At 69.0% G+C, this 16,877-nt stretch carries 19 protein-coding genes and 3 pseudogenes; 14 read left to right on the top strand and 8 right to left on the bottom strand.

The annotated features are described in order from the left end of the window. The 8 genes from G3I65_RS06380 to G3I65_RS06345 all read left to right on the top strand — a co-directional run bounded on the left by G3I65_RS06380 (window position 1) and on the right by G3I65_RS06345 (window position 5,429). Window positions 1-195 (top strand): hypothetical protein, encoded by a 195-nt coding sequence (locus G3I65_RS06380; RefSeq protein WP_125312304.1) that lies wholly within the window; start codon window positions 1-3, stop codon window positions 193-195. After that, entirely contained in the window at window positions 195-566 is a 372-nt protein-coding gene (locus G3I65_RS06375; RefSeq protein ID WP_160695248.1) for a hypothetical protein, read from the top strand. The genes G3I65_RS06380 and G3I65_RS06375 overlap by 1 nt, the downstream gene beginning before the upstream one ends. Next, entirely contained in the window at window positions 563-985 is a 423-nt protein-coding gene (locus tag G3I65_RS06370; protein WP_160695247.1) for a hypothetical protein, read from the top strand. Before G3I65_RS06375 ends, G3I65_RS06370 begins: the two co-directional genes overlap by 4 nt. Further along, complete coding sequence (locus G3I65_RS06365) at window positions 982-1,386, top strand: hypothetical protein (protein WP_160695246.1); 405 nt, start codon at window positions 982-984, stop codon at window positions 1,384-1,386. The genes G3I65_RS06370 and G3I65_RS06365 overlap by 4 nt, the downstream gene beginning before the upstream one ends. A gap of 10 nt (window positions 1,387-1,396) precedes the next feature. After that, on the top strand, window positions 1,397-4,075 hold the full coding sequence (locus G3I65_RS06360) for a LysM peptidoglycan-binding domain-containing protein (RefSeq protein WP_160695245.1): 2,679 nt from the start codon (window positions 1,397-1,399) through the stop codon (window positions 4,073-4,075). A gap of 55 nt (window positions 4,076-4,130) precedes the next feature. After that, window positions 4,131-4,409, top strand: coding sequence for a hypothetical protein (locus G3I65_RS57055; RefSeq protein WP_239070630.1), 279 nt, complete (start codon window positions 4,131-4,133; stop codon window positions 4,407-4,409). Window positions 4,410-4,650: 241 nt separating this feature from the next. Continuing rightward, window positions 4,651-5,055 (top strand): ribonuclease domain-containing protein, encoded by a 405-nt coding sequence (locus G3I65_RS06350; RefSeq protein ID WP_160695244.1) that lies wholly within the window; start codon window positions 4,651-4,653, stop codon window positions 5,053-5,055. A gap of 71 nt (window positions 5,056-5,126) precedes the next feature. Next, on the top strand, window positions 5,127-5,429 hold the full coding sequence (locus tag G3I65_RS06345; RefSeq protein WP_239070627.1) for a DUF6328 family protein: 303 nt from the start codon (window positions 5,127-5,129) through the stop codon (window positions 5,427-5,429). Between the two features lie 3 nt (window positions 5,430-5,432). Here G3I65_RS06345 and G3I65_RS06340 read toward each other — a convergent pair whose 3' ends face one another. Continuing rightward, window positions 5,433-6,206 carry a hypothetical protein gene (locus tag G3I65_RS06340; protein WP_160695243.1) on the bottom strand — a complete coding sequence of 258 codons (774 nt, stop codon included), beginning with the start codon at window positions 6,204-6,206 and terminating at the stop codon, window positions 5,433-5,435. Between the two features lie 483 nt (window positions 6,207-6,689). Here G3I65_RS06340 and G3I65_RS06335 point away from each other — a divergent pair, with 483 nt between their 5' ends. Continuing rightward, window positions 6,690-6,827: a hypothetical protein gene (locus tag G3I65_RS06335; RefSeq protein WP_160695242.1), complete on the top strand. Its 138-nt coding sequence runs from the start codon at window positions 6,690-6,692 to the stop codon at window positions 6,825-6,827. Here the strand turns inward: G3I65_RS06335 and G3I65_RS06330 are convergent. The 4 genes from G3I65_RS06330 to G3I65_RS06315 all read right to left on the bottom strand — a co-directional run bounded on the left by G3I65_RS06330 (window position 6,824) and on the right by G3I65_RS06315 (window position 10,486). Continuing rightward, on the bottom strand, window positions 6,824-7,672 hold the full coding sequence (locus tag G3I65_RS06330) for an IS630 family transposase (RefSeq protein WP_255481874.1): 849 nt from the start codon (window positions 7,670-7,672) through the stop codon (window positions 6,824-6,826). The two genes, G3I65_RS06335 and G3I65_RS06330, sit on opposite strands and share 4 nt — an antisense overlap. Window positions 7,673-7,828: 156 nt before the next feature. Beyond that, window positions 7,829-8,524: a hypothetical protein gene (locus tag G3I65_RS06325; protein ID WP_160695241.1), complete on the bottom strand. Its 696-nt coding sequence runs from the start codon at window positions 8,522-8,524 to the stop codon at window positions 7,829-7,831. 698 nt (window positions 8,525-9,222) lie between these two features. After that, window positions 9,223-9,597, bottom strand: coding sequence for an STAS domain-containing protein (locus G3I65_RS06320; protein WP_160695240.1), 375 nt, complete (start codon window positions 9,595-9,597; stop codon window positions 9,223-9,225). 175 nt (window positions 9,598-9,772) lie between these two features. After that, entirely contained in the window at window positions 9,773-10,486 is a 714-nt protein-coding gene (locus tag G3I65_RS06315) for a DNA-binding response regulator (RefSeq protein ID WP_160695239.1), read from the bottom strand. Between the two features lie 1,679 nt (window positions 10,487-12,165). On the opposite strand from G3I65_RS06315, the gene G3I65_RS56380 reads away from it, so the two are divergent. Together G3I65_RS56380 and G3I65_RS06305 are read left to right on the top strand one after the other, a co-directional pair. Beyond that, a complete protein-coding gene (locus G3I65_RS56380; protein WP_203612294.1) occupies window positions 12,166-12,723 on the top strand; it encodes a hypothetical protein in 558 nt (185 codons plus the stop codon). Window positions 12,724-12,738: 15 nt separating this feature from the next. Beyond that, a complete protein-coding gene (locus G3I65_RS06305; protein WP_160695238.1) occupies window positions 12,739-12,972 on the top strand; it encodes an alpha/beta fold hydrolase in 234 nt (77 codons plus the stop codon). 27 nt (window positions 12,973-12,999) lie between these two features. On the opposite strand, the pseudogene G3I65_RS59020 reads toward G3I65_RS06305, so the two are convergent. After that, window positions 13,000-13,193: pseudogene (locus G3I65_RS59020) on the bottom strand (oxidoreductase); the annotation flags it as partial. A 345-nt stretch (window positions 13,194-13,538) separates the two neighbouring features. On the opposite strand from G3I65_RS59020, the gene G3I65_RS06295 reads away from it, so the two are divergent. Continuing rightward, window positions 13,539-13,772: a hypothetical protein gene (locus G3I65_RS06295; protein ID WP_160695237.1), complete on the top strand. Its 234-nt coding sequence runs from the start codon at window positions 13,539-13,541 to the stop codon at window positions 13,770-13,772. A 422-nt stretch (window positions 13,773-14,194) separates the two neighbouring features. Here the strand turns inward: G3I65_RS06295 and G3I65_RS06290 are convergent, their stop codons facing one another. After that, entirely contained in the window at window positions 14,195-14,674 is a 480-nt protein-coding gene (locus tag G3I65_RS06290) for an OmpA family protein (protein WP_309235296.1), read from the bottom strand. Window positions 14,675-15,001: 327 nt separating this feature from the next. Between G3I65_RS06290 and G3I65_RS57050 the strand changes: the two genes are divergently transcribed. Continuing rightward, window positions 15,002-15,244 (top strand): hypothetical protein, encoded by a 243-nt coding sequence (locus G3I65_RS57050; protein ID WP_239070624.1) that lies wholly within the window; start codon window positions 15,002-15,004, stop codon window positions 15,242-15,244. A gap of 712 nt (window positions 15,245-15,956) precedes the next feature. Here G3I65_RS57050 and G3I65_RS06280 read toward each other — a convergent pair. After that, window positions 15,957-16,220, bottom strand: a pseudogene (locus G3I65_RS06280) (integrase core domain-containing protein); the annotation flags it as partial. A gap of 67 nt (window positions 16,221-16,287) precedes the next feature. On the opposite strand from G3I65_RS06280, the pseudogene G3I65_RS57045 reads away from it, so the two are divergent. Beyond that, a pseudogene (locus G3I65_RS57045) lies at window positions 16,288-16,877 on the top strand (transposase); the annotation flags it as partial.

Genomic DNA, 16,877 nt, shown 5'->3' with positions numbered 1-16,877 from the left:
ATGCTGGGCAAGATCACGTGCTGGTGGCTCTATCTCCAGTCCCGCTGGCACCAGTTCGCCGCGGAGGGTGAACGCGGCGACGAGAACATCACCAAGGCCTTCTACGCCGCGCTCGGCATCACGGTCGCCACGCTGATCGGTGCCGGGATCACGGCGTTCGTCAACGGCAAGCTCCCGCTGATCGGCGGCCACTGATGCTCGCGGGCGAACGCGGAGACGACAACGTCGCCGCGGCCGTCATCTTCAGCGCGATCCTGCTCGTGGCGTGGGCGATCCTGCAGGTCGCCGTCGTCCTGCTCGGCCGCGGTATCGCGCTGGAGGCCGCCCGCGACGGCGTCCATTCCGCCCGGCTCCCACCGATGAACACCGCAACCGCCGCCTCCGCCGCGGCCGGCTACGTCACCCGCGCCACGGGCTCGTGGTTGACCGACGTCGCCGCGCACGCGGAGTCCGACGGTCGCATCGTCACCGTGACGGTCACCGGGCAAGCCGTGTCGCTGGTGCCGTTCGCGCACTTCCCGATCCGCCAGACCTCGTCCGGCCCGATCGAGGAGCTGACCCCATGAAACCGGGTTCCGAGCGGGGTGACATCACCATCGAGGCGGTGGTCGGGGTCGCCGCGCTCTTCCTGATCTTCGGCCTCGGCCTCGCCGGCCTGCGTCTGCTCGTAGCCGACGCGGCCATCGACGACGCCGCACGCTCCGCGGCCCGGGCGGCGTCGATCGCTCGCAACGGCCAAGCCGCCGCGATCACCGCCGACCGCCGCGCCCGCGCTGTGCTCGCCGAGCAGCAGCTGGCGTGCAGCAGCCTGGACGTGAACGTGGACGCCCGCGACTTCGCCAAGTCGCTCGGCGAGACCGGATACGTCGTCGCGACCGTGACGTGCGTCGTGCCGCTCGCCGATCTGGTCCCAGGAATCGGCGGCCTGAAGACGCTTCGCGCGGAGTTCCGCTCGCCGATCGATCGGTTCGGAGCCCGGTCATGAGGTCGTTGCGCGGCGAGCGCGGGTCGGCGTCGGTGCTGATCCTCGGTTTGAGCGTCTCGGTGCTGCTCGGCGTCGGGTTCGCGGTGGACGGCACTCGCAAGGGACAGGCGTACTCCCAGGCGACGTCGATCGCCGAAGAGGCCGCGCGAGCCGGCGGCCAGGCACTACGCGCCCGAGCGCTGGCCGCGGGTGCCGACGCCGACGTGGACCCGCAGCTGGCCGTGGCCGAGGCCCAGCGCTACCTCCTTGCTGCTGGAGCCAACGGGACGGCGCGCTGGGACGGCCGGCGCCTCGTCGTCGACGCCACGATCACCCGGTCGACTGTCTTCCTCGGCTCGATCGGCATCGCCGAGTTCACCGTGCACGGCACCGGCGCGGCCGTCGTGGTGTCCGCGGGATAGGAGAATTCCGATGCGAACGTTCCGGCTCTTGGTCGCGGCGGTGGTCCTGCTGGCGATCACTGTGGTGCCACCGGTGGCGTTGTGGCACGTCCGATCCGCTTACCTGCCCGACCGTGTGCCCTCTGCCACCGAGGCCGTCGCATGGCTGACCGGCGAGGACAACGGGCGGCTCTTCTTGCTGCTGTTGGTCGCCGCCGGTCTCATCGCCTGGTTGCAACTGGTCGTGGCGATCGTCCTGGAGCTGCTCGCCCGGCTCCGCGGGGCGGCCGTTCCCCGCCTGCCCGGCTTCGGCTGGGCCCAGCGCATCGCCGCCGCCCTGCTGCTCGTCGTGCTGACCGGCACGGCGGCCGAGGCGGCGGAACCGACCGGCGACGACGCCCAGCCCACTCACGTGGTCGCGCCGGGCGACAGCTTGATGAAGATCGCCGCCGGCGAACTCGGCAGCTCCGCGCGCTACCGCGAAGTCTTCGACCTCAACCGTGGCATTCCCCAACCTGGCGGCCGTTCCCTTCAGAACCCGGGACTGCTGCGCCCCGGCTGGATTCTGCGGCTGCCGCAGGAATCCGATTGCGAAGAAGTCGTCGTGCGCCCCGGGCAGACGCTGTCGCAGATCGCCAGCGAGGAGCTGGGTGACGCCGGACGCTACCGTGAGATCTTCGGCCTCAACCGCGGACGGCCTCAGCTGGCCGGACGCGTCCTGGACGACCCCGACTCGATCCGACCTGGCGACGTCCTGCGCATCCCTCGCCCGGCAAAGCCCGCCGGTGGCGGCGGAGCCGCGACTGCCACCTTCGTCCGTGCTTCGGCGACCTGCCAGACCCCCGAACCACCACCTCCGACCCCGCCATCTCAACCCACGAAGCCACCGCCGCCACCGCCGAGCGTGCCGTCACCTGTCGACAGCGGCCACCCGTCGAGCTCGGCCGACGCCGACGATGGATCGTCGGTGATGGTGGTGAGCGTCGGCGGCGTCCTCGCCGTCGGCCTGCTGACGCTGCTGGCCGCCCGGCGGCGACGCGCTCACCAACGCCGGCGACCAGGCCACCGCATCCGCCACAAGCAGCCGGGTCGGCTCGAAAAGGACCTTCGCGCGGCAGCCTGCCCCGGAACGGTCGATGACCTCGACCGGGCACTGCGAACGCTCGCACGGCATGCCGGAGCCGATCTGCCACGCCTGCGAGCGGTCAAGATCGGCACCGACGGGATCACGCTCCGGCTCGCCGAGGCCCGCAGTCCGATCGCGCCGTTCGTCCAGATCCGCCCGGCCGAATGGCAGCTGGACCCGGCAGCCGCCCTCGACGGCGAGCACGTCCCGCCGCCCTACCCGGCCCTGGTCTCCCTCGGCCACACCGCCGACCGCGACCTCGTGCTGATCAACCTGCACGAAGCCGGTGTCCTCGCACTCGGCGGCGACCGCGACAGGGCCGAGTCCGTCATCCTCGCGATGGCTTGGGACCTCGCCGCGGCTCCATGGGCTGCCTGGACACAGCTCACGCTCGTCGGCACGGGCAGGACCTCGGCCGAACGCCACCCGGATCGACTTCGCTTTGCCTCTGGCTGGGACGAAGCCTTCGAACCGCCCTCGGGCCGTCCCCAGGTGCTGCTATCGGCCGTCCCGCCGACCGACGACGTCGCGCGACGGCTCCCGCCGAGCGGGTACGACGCTGTCGTAACGGCGCTCGACGACGACCTCTCGCTGCCGGAAGCCTGGCACCTCGACGCGACCGGTCAGTTCACGACGGTGAAGATCCTGGGCGAAGACGTCGAGCTACAACGGCTTTCGCCGGAGCAGGTCAGCGAACTCGTCGCCGCACTCGCCGACGCGGACGAGCCCGACCAGGTCCAGGCCGACGAGTACCGAAATGTTCCGCCGGAGGAGATCGGCGTGCCGGAGGCAGTCCACGTTCCGGAACCCGCGGTCCCGGTCGACCCACGTCCGGTCGCGACGGCGATGCCCTCGCTCCAGTTGCTGGGCCCCGTCCGGCTCCACGGGGCCGATCCGGAAGCCGTGGAGGGCAAGAAGCTCAACCGCCTGACCGAACTGGCCGCGTACCTCGCCCTGCACCCCGGCGTGACAGCCGACGACATCTCCCGGCAGCTCGGCACCGACACCCAACCGTGGTCCGCCGCGACCCGGCAGGGCTACATCTCCCGGCTCCGAACCTGGCTCGGCCGCGACGAGAACGGCCAGCTGTACGTCCCGAACGTCGACGCCCGCAGCGGCGGCTACCGGATGTCCGGCACCTTTACCACCGACTGGCACGAGTTCCAAGACCTCGCGCGCCGCGGTCTCGCTGACCGAGACCGCGTGGTCTCGGACTTGCGGCAAGCCCTGGACCTGGTCCAGGGCACGCCGTTCAGCAACGCCCCACCTGGCCGGTACGCGTGGAGTTCCTGGCTGCAGCGGGAGATGATCGACGCGATCGTCGACGTGGCCCACACCTTGGCTGACGCGTACCAGAAGGCCGGCGACCTCCCAGCGGCCCGCCGAGCGGCGATGCGCGGGCTCCTGGCCGAGCCGGTGAGCGAGATCCTCTACCGAGACCTGCTCCGCATCGAGTACCGCGCCGGCAACCTTGCCGCCGTCCGGGAGACTGCTGACAAGCTCGTGGCCTTGACCGCGTCCCTCGATGTTGAGCTAGACCAAGAAACCAGCGTCCTTGTCAGCCAGCTTCTGGCTAGGGGTTAACGTAGCCGGAGCCACGCAATGTCCGCGAGCTGGTTCGCGGGTTTGCCTACCTGCCGTGCAGGGTCGCCGAGGAGATGGACGAAGCCTGCGGTCCGCGCTCGCCGCCGCCACCGCCGGCAAAGATTTGAATGCGGAGCAAGCCCTGGTCACAGCCGAGTGCGTCCAGGAGCAGGCCGACGCGGCCCGCGCCGAGAAGCTCCGCACCAAGTCGGAAACCGGGCACCGAGCGGTCGACGGCCGATTCGTCGAATGCGGCTCGCTGCCCTTCCTCGGCATGCCGAATGCCCCGGCCGCGCGGTGCGACTATGTCCGGTCCGGCATGAGCTCATCCTGAGTGCTGTCGCAGCGATCCAGTGCTCCCTGCGCGGATGCTCGACTTGACGACCGACCTGCCCAGGCGGGTCCGCCGGGAATCCGCGGGCTGACGCCTATCCCGGCCGGGCACCCTCGACGGTGAGAAGGCGAGCGTGGCGAAACTCGACGCTGGAAGTTCACCGGATCGGCACCGTTCCGGTCTCCTTCCGGCGAAGCGCGGCAGCCACGATTCCGGTGCCCGTTCGAGACTTGGAGGTTCCGTGCCCGCTTCCCTGCTTTCCCGGACCGCGCAGCGGCTCGCCGTGACCGTCACCGCCGTGGCTGCCACGCTCGGGGTCTGCACCACCGCCGCCGACGCCGCCGTGTACAGCTCGTGCACGCAGACCCGCTGCGCCGATGCCCGCTCGGCCAACACGACCTGGCAGAGCAAGCGCTACCCCGGCACGCGCGGCTGGTACGACTGGCCCGGCGGCAAGTGCAACTACGCGGGCGGCACCTACTCCAACCGCGAGGGTGAGCTGCCGGCCGGCCACTCCTTCCGCGAGTTCGACGTCTACCCGCGCACGTGCGGCGCGGCCCGCGACGCGTACCGGATCGTCGTCGACCTGACCACCGGTGTCGTGTGGTTCTCGCCCAACCACTACACGGACTTCTACGAGATCTGAGCCGGCTCGTGGCTTCCCACATGGTTTGATCTGCTGATGTCTCGACCCGCCGTTCGCGGGACCGTTGCGGCATGAAGGCGAACGAGACCCGGCCGCACCTCGAAGTGCCGCCGGATGACCACGACCAGTGGAACTTCGCGGTGCGGCGCGAGACGCCGACCCAGCGGCTGGACCGCAACTACGCCGAAATCCTGCAGGAAGTGCGGGTGGCGCAGACCGGGGTGCAGTTGCTGCTCGCGTTCCTGCTCACCGTCGCCTTCACCCCGCGTTTCGCGACGCTGACGGATTTCGAACGGCGGGTCTACGTCGGCGCGCTGGTGCTCGGGGCCGCGGCCACCGCGTTGCTGATCGCGCCGGCCGCGTTCCATTGCTGATAGTCAGTGCTCTGCTCGGTAGGCGTACAAGGAGGGCCATGGGGCGCCGAACCAGAGGGGGCGATAGGCGCCTCCCGCACGGGTGGGGCAGCTGTCGCCGAGTCGTAGCGGCAGTTGTTCGGCGGCGTGGGCGGCGTTGATCTCCTCCGGGGTACATTCGCGGCCGCCGATCGCGGTGAACTGCCATTTCCCGTTCGCGGTCTGCTGCCAGCCGTCATGGTTGATGCGATAGATCCTAGCTACGGTGCCGTCAACGGCGATGATCGCGTAGCGCGCCATTTCGCGGACGAGCTTGCCGACGGGCCAGGCGCCGCGGTCGGAGGCGTACTGCTCGGCTCCGCCGACCTCGCCGTAACGGCCGCGGGGGTCGTTTCCGTCGTGGTGGACGCGCGCTCGCCGGGAGATCACCACCGCGACGGACGACATCCGGTCCCGCTGGGCGTAGCCGCGCAGGGAGGAGCCCCATCGCTTGGCAACGGCCTGGCGAGTGATGCCCAAGGCGGCGACGACGTCTTCGAGGTCGGCGCCGTGGTGGATGGCCTTGCGGATATCACGGTCGATGCCGGTTTTCACGTTCTCGCGCAGGAGCGTGAAGATGGAGGCGCGGGCCAGGAATGCCTTTGCGATGTCCTCGTCGTCAGGGCCGGCGCCGGTGATGGGGGTGCCTGGTTTGAGCCTGGTCATGGGCAAGGCGAACCGCCACACCAGTGCGTCGAGGTCCTTGGCGATGTCAGCGAGATAGGCCTCGGTGAAGCGTGGCGTTGCTCCGTTGTCCATGCGGCGCGACAGTACCTGCCGCGCCGGCGACACGGACAGGCGGCAACCTGGGTTGCCTCCTGGAGTGAACGCGCTGACCTGGGGAGATCCGGTGAGCGGTCGCGAGCGACCCCGCGAGTTCTGCCCGGGCGTAATTCTCGGATGTGGTCGCAGCGTGTAGAGCGCCGGTTGCCGAGCGGCAGTCCTGATCATGAGCGGTGTCTTCTACGTTCGAAGCAGACACGGCATGGAGGGGCGGCCTCCTCTGGCAAGGAGGCCGCCCGTGGTTCCGGACGTGGCGACGTCGGCAGACATCCAACCCCGAGGGGAACCGTAATGACGATAAGACGCGCTCGGCCGTTGCCGCCAGCACGTTCCGGCCAGCTGCGCCCACGGCGCGACGACGGACTCGGTGACAATCACGTCGCGCCGAAGAGTGCCGGCGCCGACCGGAGGGTCGAGACCGATGAGCGGACATGGGCACAGGTCGCCAGCCTGATCATCATGACAACGCTGGGTACCTGGCAGCACACGCTGCGGATGATCGCCCTGACCGCGACGCCCCTGGCGATCGCGATCATCGGGATCACGCTCGGCGTCCAGATCGATCTCGGCGACGTGCACATCGGCCGGCCGCATTAGTCGACGTGCCCGGCCGTCACCGACTGACGGCCGGGCACCGTAGCTAGTGTCGCGTCTGAAGTTCGTTGGCGCCTGGCGTGGGACAGGATCTCGTCGGCGGTTTTGGTCCAGGTGAACGGGTGGCAGCGGTCGTTCCAGCCGTTGATGAAGCGGCGGATCGCGGTGACGAGTTCTTTGACGCTGTTGAAGGATCCACGGCGGATGGCCTGGCGGGTGATGATGCCGAAGAACACTTCGACCAGGTTCAGCCAGGAGCCCGAGGTGGGCGTGAAGTGCAGCGTGATCCTCGGGTGCCTGGCCAGCCATTCGTTGACCTCGGCGTGCTTGTGGGTGTGGTAGTTGTCCTGCATGACATGCAGTTCGCGACGTGGGTAGGCCTTGGCGACCTTCTTGAGGAAGTCAAGGAATTCGGCTTTGCCGTGCCGGTCATAGCAGTGGTCGGTGACCTTCCCGGTCGCGAGCTCCAGCGCCGCGAACAAGGTCGTGGTCCCGTTGCGTTTGTAGTCGTGGGTAGCTTTTTCTGGCAGCCCGGGGCGCAATGGCAGCATCGGCGCGGTGCGGTTGACGTCACCAACGGCGGCAACGTCACCCTCGACCCGATCGAGGTGACCGACCCGAAGACCGGTCCGGTGCGGTGCCCGGTGTCGAAGCAGGCACCAGGCCGGCAGACCACCTGCACGGCGGCGTATCGGCTGACGCAGGCCGACGTCGACGCGGCCACGGTCGACAACACCGCGACCGCGGCCGGCGAGACTCCGGGCGGTCGAGACGTCGAGTCGCCTCCGGACAGTGTGACCGTCCCGGTCGGCGGCGGCCCGACTCCAATGCCGATGCCGCCGACCCATCGTCGCCGGTGCCCCGGCCGGACGGCACGTCGCCGACCACCGCGAACTTGCCGCACACGGGCGTGGACGTCACCGCGCTGCTACTCGGAGGAGGCCGTCGGGGGCGGAAGAAGCCATCACGGTGAGCCGGTCGGTGCGGGCGGTGACCCGCTCGGATCACCGCCCGCGGTATCCCCGCTTTCCGCCACGGCCGGCGACGTCGCGCAGCAGGGCGTCCACCCGCTCCGCGGCGTCGGGCAAGCGATGGGACCTGACTTCGGGGCCGGCCGCGGCGGCCAGCTGCGGATCGCCGGTGAGCCGGTCGGCGATCCGGTGGTGGGTGTGCTTGATGCGGTCGTCCAAGCCCGCGTCCGGCTCGGCAAGGACGACCGCCGTCGACCAGTCGAGCACCGCGGCGGTCTCCCTGTCGTCGAAGACATCACGCACGACGTCGGCGACCAGGACCATGGCCATCGGCCGGTATCGGCGGGCGACGCGAGACAGCTCGATTCCGATCACCAGCAGCACCGGTGCCGTGCCGCCCGCGGTCCGGCGATACACCTCGGCCAGCCGGGCACGAAGGTGTTCCTCGGTCGCCAGGCCGGTCAGGGGTTCGGACGCCGCCGTTTCACACGCCGTGGACGAGACGTCCGTCCAGCCTGCTGTGGCGGCTCGGAGGATGGCGGGTGGCACGGCGCCGGGATCGGCGGAGATCAACCCGTCGGTGTCCGATCCGTTCTCCAGGACGGCGTGCAGTGCCGCGACGTCGTACAGCGTCTCGTCCAGCCCGGCACCCGAGTGCGCGCGCTCGGCCCAGTTCGGCCAGCGCCCCGGCCAGGTTGCCGCGCACCACGGCCGAGCGGCACACGGCATCCACTTCCGGTACTGCCCAGTCCCGCGGAAACCGCCACCCGCTGGTGATGCTCGCGACCCGCCAACGGCGCCGAAGCCCGCCGCGCACACAATCGGCCGCGCCGGCATCATCTCTCCCGCTCACGGGCCCGCCTTTCTTGTCGTCCCCGCTGGTGCCTGTCATGCGACCGAAATAGCTGCCCGTCGTGACGCCGGGATGATCGCCGATGAGGCGACTCTCACAATCCGGTCGTGTCCACAGCTGGCCGAAGGTCTCTGCGGGCAGGGAGAGCGAGGGCACGTATGCGCGGACGCCGAGTGCCAAGCGGCTGCCTCGGAGCCGGCTGCCAGTGCGATGTCCACGGCCGCTTCGGCGTGCAGCCGCAGGGAGTCGCGGATCGGGACGGGGAGTTGTCAGGGGCGATGAGGAGCTCGATCTCGGTGCAGCCGAGGACCGAGTTCCAGGTGGGCGACCCCGCACGGGGACCCTGAACGGGCACGATGCCACCCGTAATCCGGCCCGGTGCGGCCCGCGGCCCCGTCGTGAAGGCTGCGAGCTGGAAGTCCGCACGCCTCTCGGTCCTCGCCGAACCGAGGAAGCCCGCTGTGTCCCCCTCGCCTGCACCGGCCGTCCCGGAGACGTCGGTGCAGGCAATGAGCGAATGTCGAGCCCGGTAGATCCGGCCCCGCCTCATCACTCGTCGCAGAAACCTCAGCGCTCAGACCTTGGAAGCGATTGCCGCGTCGACGCTGGTGAAGATACGGATGTCGTCGCTGAACGCGACCATGCGCAGCAAGCGCTGTGCATGACTGCCGGAGTCGACGACCAGGTAGCTGCGTACTCCCTGGGACGCACAGGACGTCATGACGCCGCGCACCAGGTGGACGCCGGCCGCAGACATGAACTCCACCGCGGTGATGTCGAGCACCAGCATGGACGGCGCCCGCATGCCTTCGGTCGCGGCCGAGAGCGCGGCACGGATGTCGGCGGCGGTGGCCAGGTCGAGTTCTCCGCCGACTCGCAGCACCAGCCCACCGTCGATTACGCGCTGTGTCATCGTCGCTCGTGCGGTGTTTTCGTCACCGAGACTCATGGCCTGGGTGGTACCCAGCGCGGCTGATCGACTAACTCAGAACGCTGCCGACGTCATGAACCCGCCGTGCGAGCCCGATCTCGAGCCGCGGTGTGCACCGTTCGAGATCGACATCGACCGCACGGTGGAACACCTCACCGTGCCGGCTCACTGCCGGCCCGCGGGCGCTCTCGGTTCACGCCGGTCGGAGGATTGCTGTGTCGGGTGTGGGGAGCAGGCCGAGCTGGTAGCCGCGGGCAACGGCGTGGGCCCGGAGAGCGGTGAGCCGGTGCATGATCTGTTTGGCGTGCGTGCGGATGGTCTCCACCGAGACGCCGAGTTCGTCGGCGATTTCGGCGTTGCGCAGCCCGTGGGCGATCCGGGTGAGGATTTCCAGCTGGCGCGGGGTGAGCTGGATGGTCTGGGCGGGCAGGGCGCCGACGGCCTGGGAGCCGGTGAGCAGTGGTGCGAGGTGCGGGTCGAGGAAGGCGCGTTCGTGGTGGGTCGTGCGGATTGCCGCGATCAGCACTGTGGGCGCGGCCGACTGGGAGACGAGTCCGTTCACCTGAGCGGCGCGGGCGGCCTGCAGGTACCCGCCGGCCGTCGCCTGGTCGTCGTGGACCAGGCCGATCACCCGCACGCCGGGCTGGGCTTGGCGCAGGATGTGGATTCCGCGGGCGTCGCCGTCGATCCGGCTGTCGAGGAGCACGACGTGCGGATGCAGGCGCAGGAGCTCGGGCAGGGCTTTCTCCGCGCTGGGCGCGGCCCCGCACCAGGCGAGGTCGCTCGTTTGGGTGACAAGGCTGCGCAGGCCGTACCCGACCAACGGCTGGGTGGAGATCACCAGCACCCGCACCGCGGCAGGGGCGCCTGCGACGGCGGGCCGGGGAATGGCTTCGATCGTCGTCATGAGTTGCTGTGCACCTCGGGCTGGGTCGGCAGGAACTTGTGGAGGTAAGGATTGGCATCAGCCTCCACGACGGAAAGAGAGCGGGTTCTCCGGCCTCGGGTGACGGCCACAAGGGTGCTGAAACATGCCGCGGACATACTGTGAGTAGGCGTGCAATGCATAGCGGCTCACCCGTCTGGGCAGTCACTCGGCGGAGTGGGTGGTTGGCCCCGACGGAGAAAAGTACTCAAAGGAAAACCTCGTTCTGGGAGCCCTCCCAGACCAGCTCGGGTCGTCCGATGGGGTGATTCATGGGCGCGGAAGCCGGCTGAGAGTGCCCCGCATCCCGCGACGTGGGTACAGCGCGGTTGCCCGACAGGGCCTCACTTCCACGTCAACGCACACAGGCCCGGGGCGCATGCTCGAAACGCACACGACGAGTGCTCTGCAGCGTGGGCTTGGGCGCGTTGCTCGCGGCCGCTGTGTGGAGTTCGGGGCGGTGGTGAACACCGAGCGCGAACGCGTTCCGAGCCCGCCGAGCGAGCCGTGGCTCATCTGCCGTTTCGGGACGCTCGCCCTGCCACGGTGGGCGACCAGCACCGTCGCACCTTCGAGGTGAACCTGGGGCGCGAGCCGCGATGAAGGGAAGGACGGCATGGAAGGCCGCACGGCGGGCGGTCACGTCGCCGGCGAAACCGGTGCAGCGCGGGGACTTCGTCGCCGCTGGCGGATGGCGATCCTCGCGAGTGGATGGCGGCTTCCGAACGACTGCGCCGTGTCCAAAGTGGACACGGTTTGCCGCGCAGTCAGCGGCTGGGCTGGAGGAGACGTTCCACGCCGTCGCCGCGCCGCGCGCTGTCCTGGAACGCGGGTCGGACGCCGACGGCCGCGTCGCCGCTGATCCCGATCCCGTGCCATTCGCCATACTCCGGGCCGCGGCAGCCGGCTGGGCCGATATCGCGACCGCCGCCTGCGAGGCCGGCACCACCGACTCACTTACCGGTCTGTCGCCGGAGAAGTACCTCCGCGTCCGGCTGGCCGAGGTCTACCGCCGCTGCCGAGCGTGACGGATGCGAGGTGACGCTGACATCGGTGCCCTGGCGATCGAGGTTGATCTGTCAGCAGTCCGCCATCCGTACCGGTCGATGGCCCCGGTCTGGTCGCCGACGTCCTCCGCACCGTATTCGCCAGTGGGGAGACCGCCGCGGCGCTCGACCGAGCGACCGCCGCTGTGCTTGCCGAACGGGACACAAGCTTAGGCCACCAAATCAGGCACGCCCGTCGCCAGATCACCGATCTGCTGTCGGGTGCATCGGTTGCCCGATACAGAGGCAGCGCATGACGTCCCGGGCTACCTCGCCGGGCGAGGCGAACGGCCGGACAGCCGCACGTTCGATGGGCCAGACGGTGTCGCGGCGGGCAGAGCCACTTCAGAGCGTCGGCCATGAACGGGGCCGGGCCATGAACTTCGTTATCGGTTCCAGCGAGATTGGGGCGCAGGACCCGCTGTCGGGTGATCCCCGGCTGGATCCGCCCGCGGACCCGACCTCAGAGTCTGCCGCTGGCCTTGGCGCGGCTGCCGGACCCGGCGTGCTCACCGGACCTGCCTGCGCGTCCTGCCCTCCCGACGTGAACAACGCCTGGCCACCATCAGGGCGGATCCACCGAGAAGTATCAGCGCGCTGCAGACCATCAGTGAAGTGTCGACCGGGGCACCGGTCGAGGCGAGCGACTGGCCCGAGTCCGGGTTTACCTGCGGTTGCGTCCCGCTGCCGGTTCCGTCCACGTCGGTGGTCGGCGTGATCGGCGGTATGGCCACAGCGGACGTCGTGCTCGACGTAGTGGTCGGTGTGGCCTTTGCACTCGAGGTGCTGGTGGTGGGTGTTGTCGGGTCTGTGGTGCTTGTTGGCTTGGTGGTCGTAGTGGGTGTTGTCGGGTCTGTCGTGCCCGTTGGTTCGGTGCTCGTGGTGGGCGTTGTCGTGCCCGTCGGCCCGGTGGTCGTCGGTTGCGTCGTGGTGGTCGTCTCCGAGGTCGTGTCCGTGGGGACGGTCGGTGTGGTGGTGGTCGTTGCGGTGGTTGGTGTGGTTGTCGGTGTGGTCGTGGGCGTGTCGCCGCAGGTGGTGACGAGGTTGCCGAACGGCGCGTTGTGGATTTCGCCGCCGTTCTCGCCGGCTCCGCCCATGGTCGCCGTCCTGGAGACGACCGCGCCTTCGATGTTGGCGGAGCTGCGGTCGACCAGGGCGGCGTTCGGCGCGTAGATCGTGCCCCACACCGTGGGCGAGCTCGAGTACCTGTGCGCCACCCGTCGGCTAGATCTGTCCGATGTGGATACTCCGACGCTGGTTCTCGCCGGTACCACGGACGTTTCCCTGCCACCGGCCGGAGCGCGGGCGCTCGGTGAAGCGATGCCCGCGGCGCGGATTCGCCTGCGGGAGCACTACACGCACTTCTGTCACCAGAAGCAGGCTGCGGAGGTCGCCGCGGAACTGGCCGCATTCCTGGCCTGACTGGCTCAGCATTGCCGGGTGGGACCAGATGGTGAGGTCACCGATCTCGACGTCGGGGGCTGCTCGACGGCGAACGCGATCGCCCGCGCGACGGCGTCGGGGCTGATGCCGAGCGCCGCCATCGCCTGCCGGGCCTGCTCACGCTGCAGGGGCCTGGCCGGGACGATCTTCAGTCCCGACGCCGAGACGGTCGTGACGAAGTGCCCGGATCCCGGAAGCCGACTGGGCCGAGCGCGCACCTCGGATGGCGGTGGTCGTCGACGTCCCGGGTCTCCTCCGCGAAGACCGCGACTGGGCCGTGGTGCATCTTGCCTGCGCGATCTCCCGCCCTGGCCGAGTGTCGCACTCACGTCCCTGTCCGAACCGGACGCCGGCGCCGGTGACGCCAGGTCCTTGCGCGGGCAACCGAGCTTTCGGCCAAGAACCGAACGGGGCTCTCCGTCAGGGAGCCGACCAATCGGGAACCACATGCGTCACCCATTCGAGTTCACCCGCGGCGGGTAGTTTTTGCGAGATATTTTCGCGGGGCTATTCGAAGGTGGATCGTCATCGTGCATCATGCGCTCATGATGGAACAGACCACGTCGCGGCCGAGCACCCGCGGGGATCTGGAGCCGACACCGATCTATGACGCCGTTTCCGTGTTGTTGCAGGCACAGTGTCACGCTGGACAGCGCGCCGAGGAGACGGCCGCGACATCGGTGACGGCCGACCAACCAGTCCCCGCCAAACATGCGAACGCCGCGCAAGCACAGGAGGATCGTGCGGTGGCAGGCACGCTGACGCTCGACCGGGAGTAGCACGCACCCGCGTACGCGGCTGGCGTGGCGACGCGTGGCATCGTCGCTCCCCGCCGATGCATCGGCGTTATTCGTGGATGGAAGCGATCGCCGGCCCCGCTGTTCCGCACCAGCTGGCTGCACCCGCGCCTGGCAGTCAGGACAGGCATTTCGTCTCCTGATCGACTCGTCGGCGTCGCAACACGATGTAGCCCTGGCTCGGTGAGCGCGGAGCAGGCCGCAGCCGAGGAACCCCGCATGCGGTGCAGTGGATCATCGGGCGTGCCGCGGTGGGGCAGCTGCTGCATCTTGGCGAACCCGATGGATGTCTCCGCGCGCTCTCCTGTGCGGTCCGCTTGGCGCGACGAGGTAGTGTACCCGGCCCGCCGGAGCGGACGGGGCGGCGCCGGCCGGCCGGAACCAGCCGACGCCGTTGCCCAAGCTCACTGCGCGACGCTGATTTGCGTGTTCAGTGCCTGGTCACCCTGGGTCTTCTCATTGCCGGTCGCGTCCTGCGTGACGCGGTCCTTGGTCACGCCGAGTCCTTCGAGGGCGGTGGTGATCGCCTCGGCGCGCTTTTCGGAAAGCGCCTTCGCCTTTTCCGCGTCGGGGTAACCCGCGTGGGTGGCGATGCTGATCTTCACGGTGTTCCCCTGCAGCGCCTTGGCGATTTCGCCGAGCGTCTGCGTCGCCTGTGCGGTCAGGTCGGCCTTCTCCGATTCGAAGGTGATGGGCGCTCGCTGGAGCGCCTGCTCGATTGTCGTGCTCACCTGCTGGGCCGCGTCACCGGCCGCCTGACCCGCCGAGCTCGGCGCGCCGGCACCCGATGAGGCGGCGGCGCCGCTGGACGAGCTGAGGTCCGGGCCGGGAGCTGCCGTGTTGGTTGTCCCGCTTGAGTCGCACGCGGTGACCAGGCTGGCCACGATCGCCAAACCCGCCGCCGTCCGGGCAATTGTGCTATGCATGAAATTCCGTTTTCCTTTGTGTTTGCTCCGCCTTGTCTGACGCGAGGATACGAACACGGTGAGGTGGCAGCGGCAACAACGACCGAGGTCACAACGACCTGGCCCGAGCCGGCTTCGAGTCCCCTCCGTCGGGAACGTGCGGTCCTGCAACGGCTTCCGTTCGAAGTTCACCTGCGTGGGGGAAGTTCGGTGGCGTCACCCGCGTGAGGGGTATTGCCATCGGTGTGCCCCATCCAACGACCTTGACGGCGCCGATCGTTCAACCGTGGCAGCACCTTCACCCAGGTGACCGTCTCAAGTTGCAGGCTGGCGCCCGGAGGCTTTGATGAAGCCCGTCAACCGGGCCATGCGCCCCGGGCCACGGAATTCACAAGGGGTCCCAAGAGCATCGACTTCGATGGTCTGAAGAACGTCGCGAGCGGCGGCAACGTCGATCAAGCCGCGGAGTTCGCGAAATCCCGCTTCGGCCAGCACAGCGACAAGATCGACGCGGTGGCTGGCAAAGGCGAAGGACTTCCTCGGTCGTGACCAGCCGCGCGAATCCCGCGACGAGAACGCGCCCGGCGACGAGACGCCGGTCGGCGACGTCGGCGGACGTTCCGAGAGCGGCTTCGGCCGTCAGCAGGAGCAACCGCACGCGGACTGGCAGGGGAGCGAGTACGGTCGTCACGCCGCGACGGATGACGACACTTCGCGCGACATAGACGACCGTGTCGGTCAGGAGGCCGCAATGGACAGCCGCTACGGCCTGGATTCCGCGACCACGTACGGGGGATCTTCCGACGACCGTGCCGATTCCGGCTACGGGGTCTGAGTTCCGTGCCGGCTCGCTCGGCAGCGTGGCCTCGGCTCGCTTTAGCCTTGTATTCCTGGTTGTCGGTGATCTGGAAGGCATCGTGTGAACACAGCCTGATCCAGCGGGCCTCGTTCTGAATGTCAACCGGACCAGCCTCCTTCGTGGTCAGCTCGGCCCGTGCGATCGCTACGACGGTCACCCTACGGTGGTGCGCAGGCATTTCTGCGCTGTCGCGTCATCGTTGGGCCGCGGAGGCGTCTCAGAGAGTGCCGGGGTGTCCCGGGCGGCCCCTCCCCCTCAGTACCTGGGCCACCCCGGTCCAACGCCGCGCGACCACGCGCTTCCGGAATTTGGCCGTTCTTCGAATTGCGGCACACGACGCAGCAGGGCCCACACTCCGGCGAAGACGACGTAGACGGTTGACATCCAGAACTCGGTCATGGGCTAGATGTGCTGCTGCTTCTGGTCGTTGACACCCTGGGATGGGGGTTGGGTCTTCTGTAGGAGCCTCTCATACGGGGTCTGGCCAGCCAGGCTCCCGTGCGGGCGGTGGTAGTTGTAGTAGTCCTCCCATTCCTTGAGCTTGTCGTTGAAGGCGGCGAGGTCGCCGAGGACGACACCATCGAGCAGGCGGTAGAACTCCTCGGCGTCGATGCGGTGCGAACGCTCGACCTTCCCGTTGAGCCGGGGTGTGGCGGGCCTGATGTAGGGTCTGCCCAGGGTCTGGTTGACACCTCACCTGTGAGGCTTCGGCCTCGCCTGGAAGGATGTCATCGTGCCCAAGCCCTACCCCCGCGAGTTCCGTGACGACGTCGTCGCCGTCGCTCGCCGCGGCGAGACCCCGTTGAAGCAGGTCGCCAAAGACTTCGGGATCTCCGAATCGTGCCTGGCCAACTGGCTGCGCGCGGCCGACGTCGAGGACGGCACCCGGCCCGGAGTGACCCGGGAGGAGTCCGCCGAGCTACGCGAGCTGCGTAAACGCAACCGGCTGCTGGAGCAGGAGAACGAGGTCCTGCGCAAGGCCGCGGCCTACCTGGCGCAGGGCAATCTGCCGGGAAAATAGCCTTCCCGCTCGTCCGTGAACTGGCCGCGGCCGGCGCCCCCGTGCGGGTGCCGGCCGCGGTGACGTGCAGGGTGCTGGGGATCTCCCGGCAGGCCTACTACCAGTGGTGCGCTGCCCCGGTCTGTCAGCGGGACTTCGACGACGCGCATCTGATCAACGCCGCGCTCGAGATCCATGCCGACGATCCGGCCGATGGGTACCGGTTCATCGCTGACGAACTCGCCCGCCGCGGGTTCACTGCCTCGGAGAACCGGGTGTGGCGGATCTGCTCGATGCAGAAGATCTTCTCGCTGCACGCCAGG

Source organism: Amycolatopsis sp. SID8362 (genome assembly GCF_010550475.1).
GTDB lineage: Bacteria > Actinomycetota > Actinomycetes > Mycobacteriales > Pseudonocardiaceae > Amycolatopsis > Amycolatopsis eburnea.
This window is presented reverse-complemented; position numbering and strand designations above follow the sequence as displayed.

Bases quoted from the DNA above. Each gene is read 5' to 3' on its own strand.
- G3I65_RS06380 (WP_125312304.1), top strand. From the start codon at position 1: ATGCTGGGCAAGATCACGTGCTGGTGGCTCTATCTCCAGTCCCGCTGG.
- G3I65_RS06375 (WP_160695248.1), top strand. From the start codon at position 195: ATGCTCGCGGGCGAACGCGGAGACGACAACGTCGCCGCGGCCGTCATC.
- G3I65_RS06370 (WP_160695247.1), top strand. From the start codon at position 563: ATGAAACCGGGTTCCGAGCGGGGTGACATCACCATCGAGGCGGTGGTC.
- G3I65_RS06365 (WP_160695246.1), top strand. From the start codon at position 982: ATGAGGTCGTTGCGCGGCGAGCGCGGGTCGGCGTCGGTGCTGATCCTC.
- G3I65_RS06360 (WP_160695245.1), top strand. From the start codon at position 1,397: ATGCGAACGTTCCGGCTCTTGGTCGCGGCGGTGGTCCTGCTGGCGATC.
- G3I65_RS06345 (WP_239070627.1), top strand. From the start codon at position 5,127: ATGAAGGCGAACGAGACCCGGCCGCACCTCGAAGTGCCGCCGGATGAC.
- G3I65_RS06340 (WP_160695243.1), bottom strand. From the start codon at position 6,206: ATGGACAACGGAGCAACGCCACGCTTCACCGAGGCCTATCTCGCTGAC.
- G3I65_RS06335 (WP_160695242.1), top strand. From the start codon at position 6,690: ATGACAACGCTGGGTACCTGGCAGCACACGCTGCGGATGATCGCCCTG.
- G3I65_RS06330 (WP_255481874.1), bottom strand. From the start codon at position 7,672: ATGGGTCGGCGGCATCGGCATTGGAGTCGGGCCGCCGCCGACCGGGAC.
- G3I65_RS06325 (WP_160695241.1), bottom strand. From the start codon at position 8,524: ATGCCGTGTGCCGCTCGGCCGTGGTGCGCGGCAACCTGGCCGGGGCGC.
- G3I65_RS06320 (WP_160695240.1), bottom strand. From the start codon at position 9,597: ATGAGTCTCGGTGACGAAAACACCGCACGAGCGACGATGACACAGCGC.
- G3I65_RS06315 (WP_160695239.1), bottom strand. From the start codon at position 10,486: ATGACGACGATCGAAGCCATTCCCCGGCCCGCCGTCGCAGGCGCCCCT.
- G3I65_RS06295 (WP_160695237.1), top strand. From the start codon at position 13,539: ATGATGGAACAGACCACGTCGCGGCCGAGCACCCGCGGGGATCTGGAG.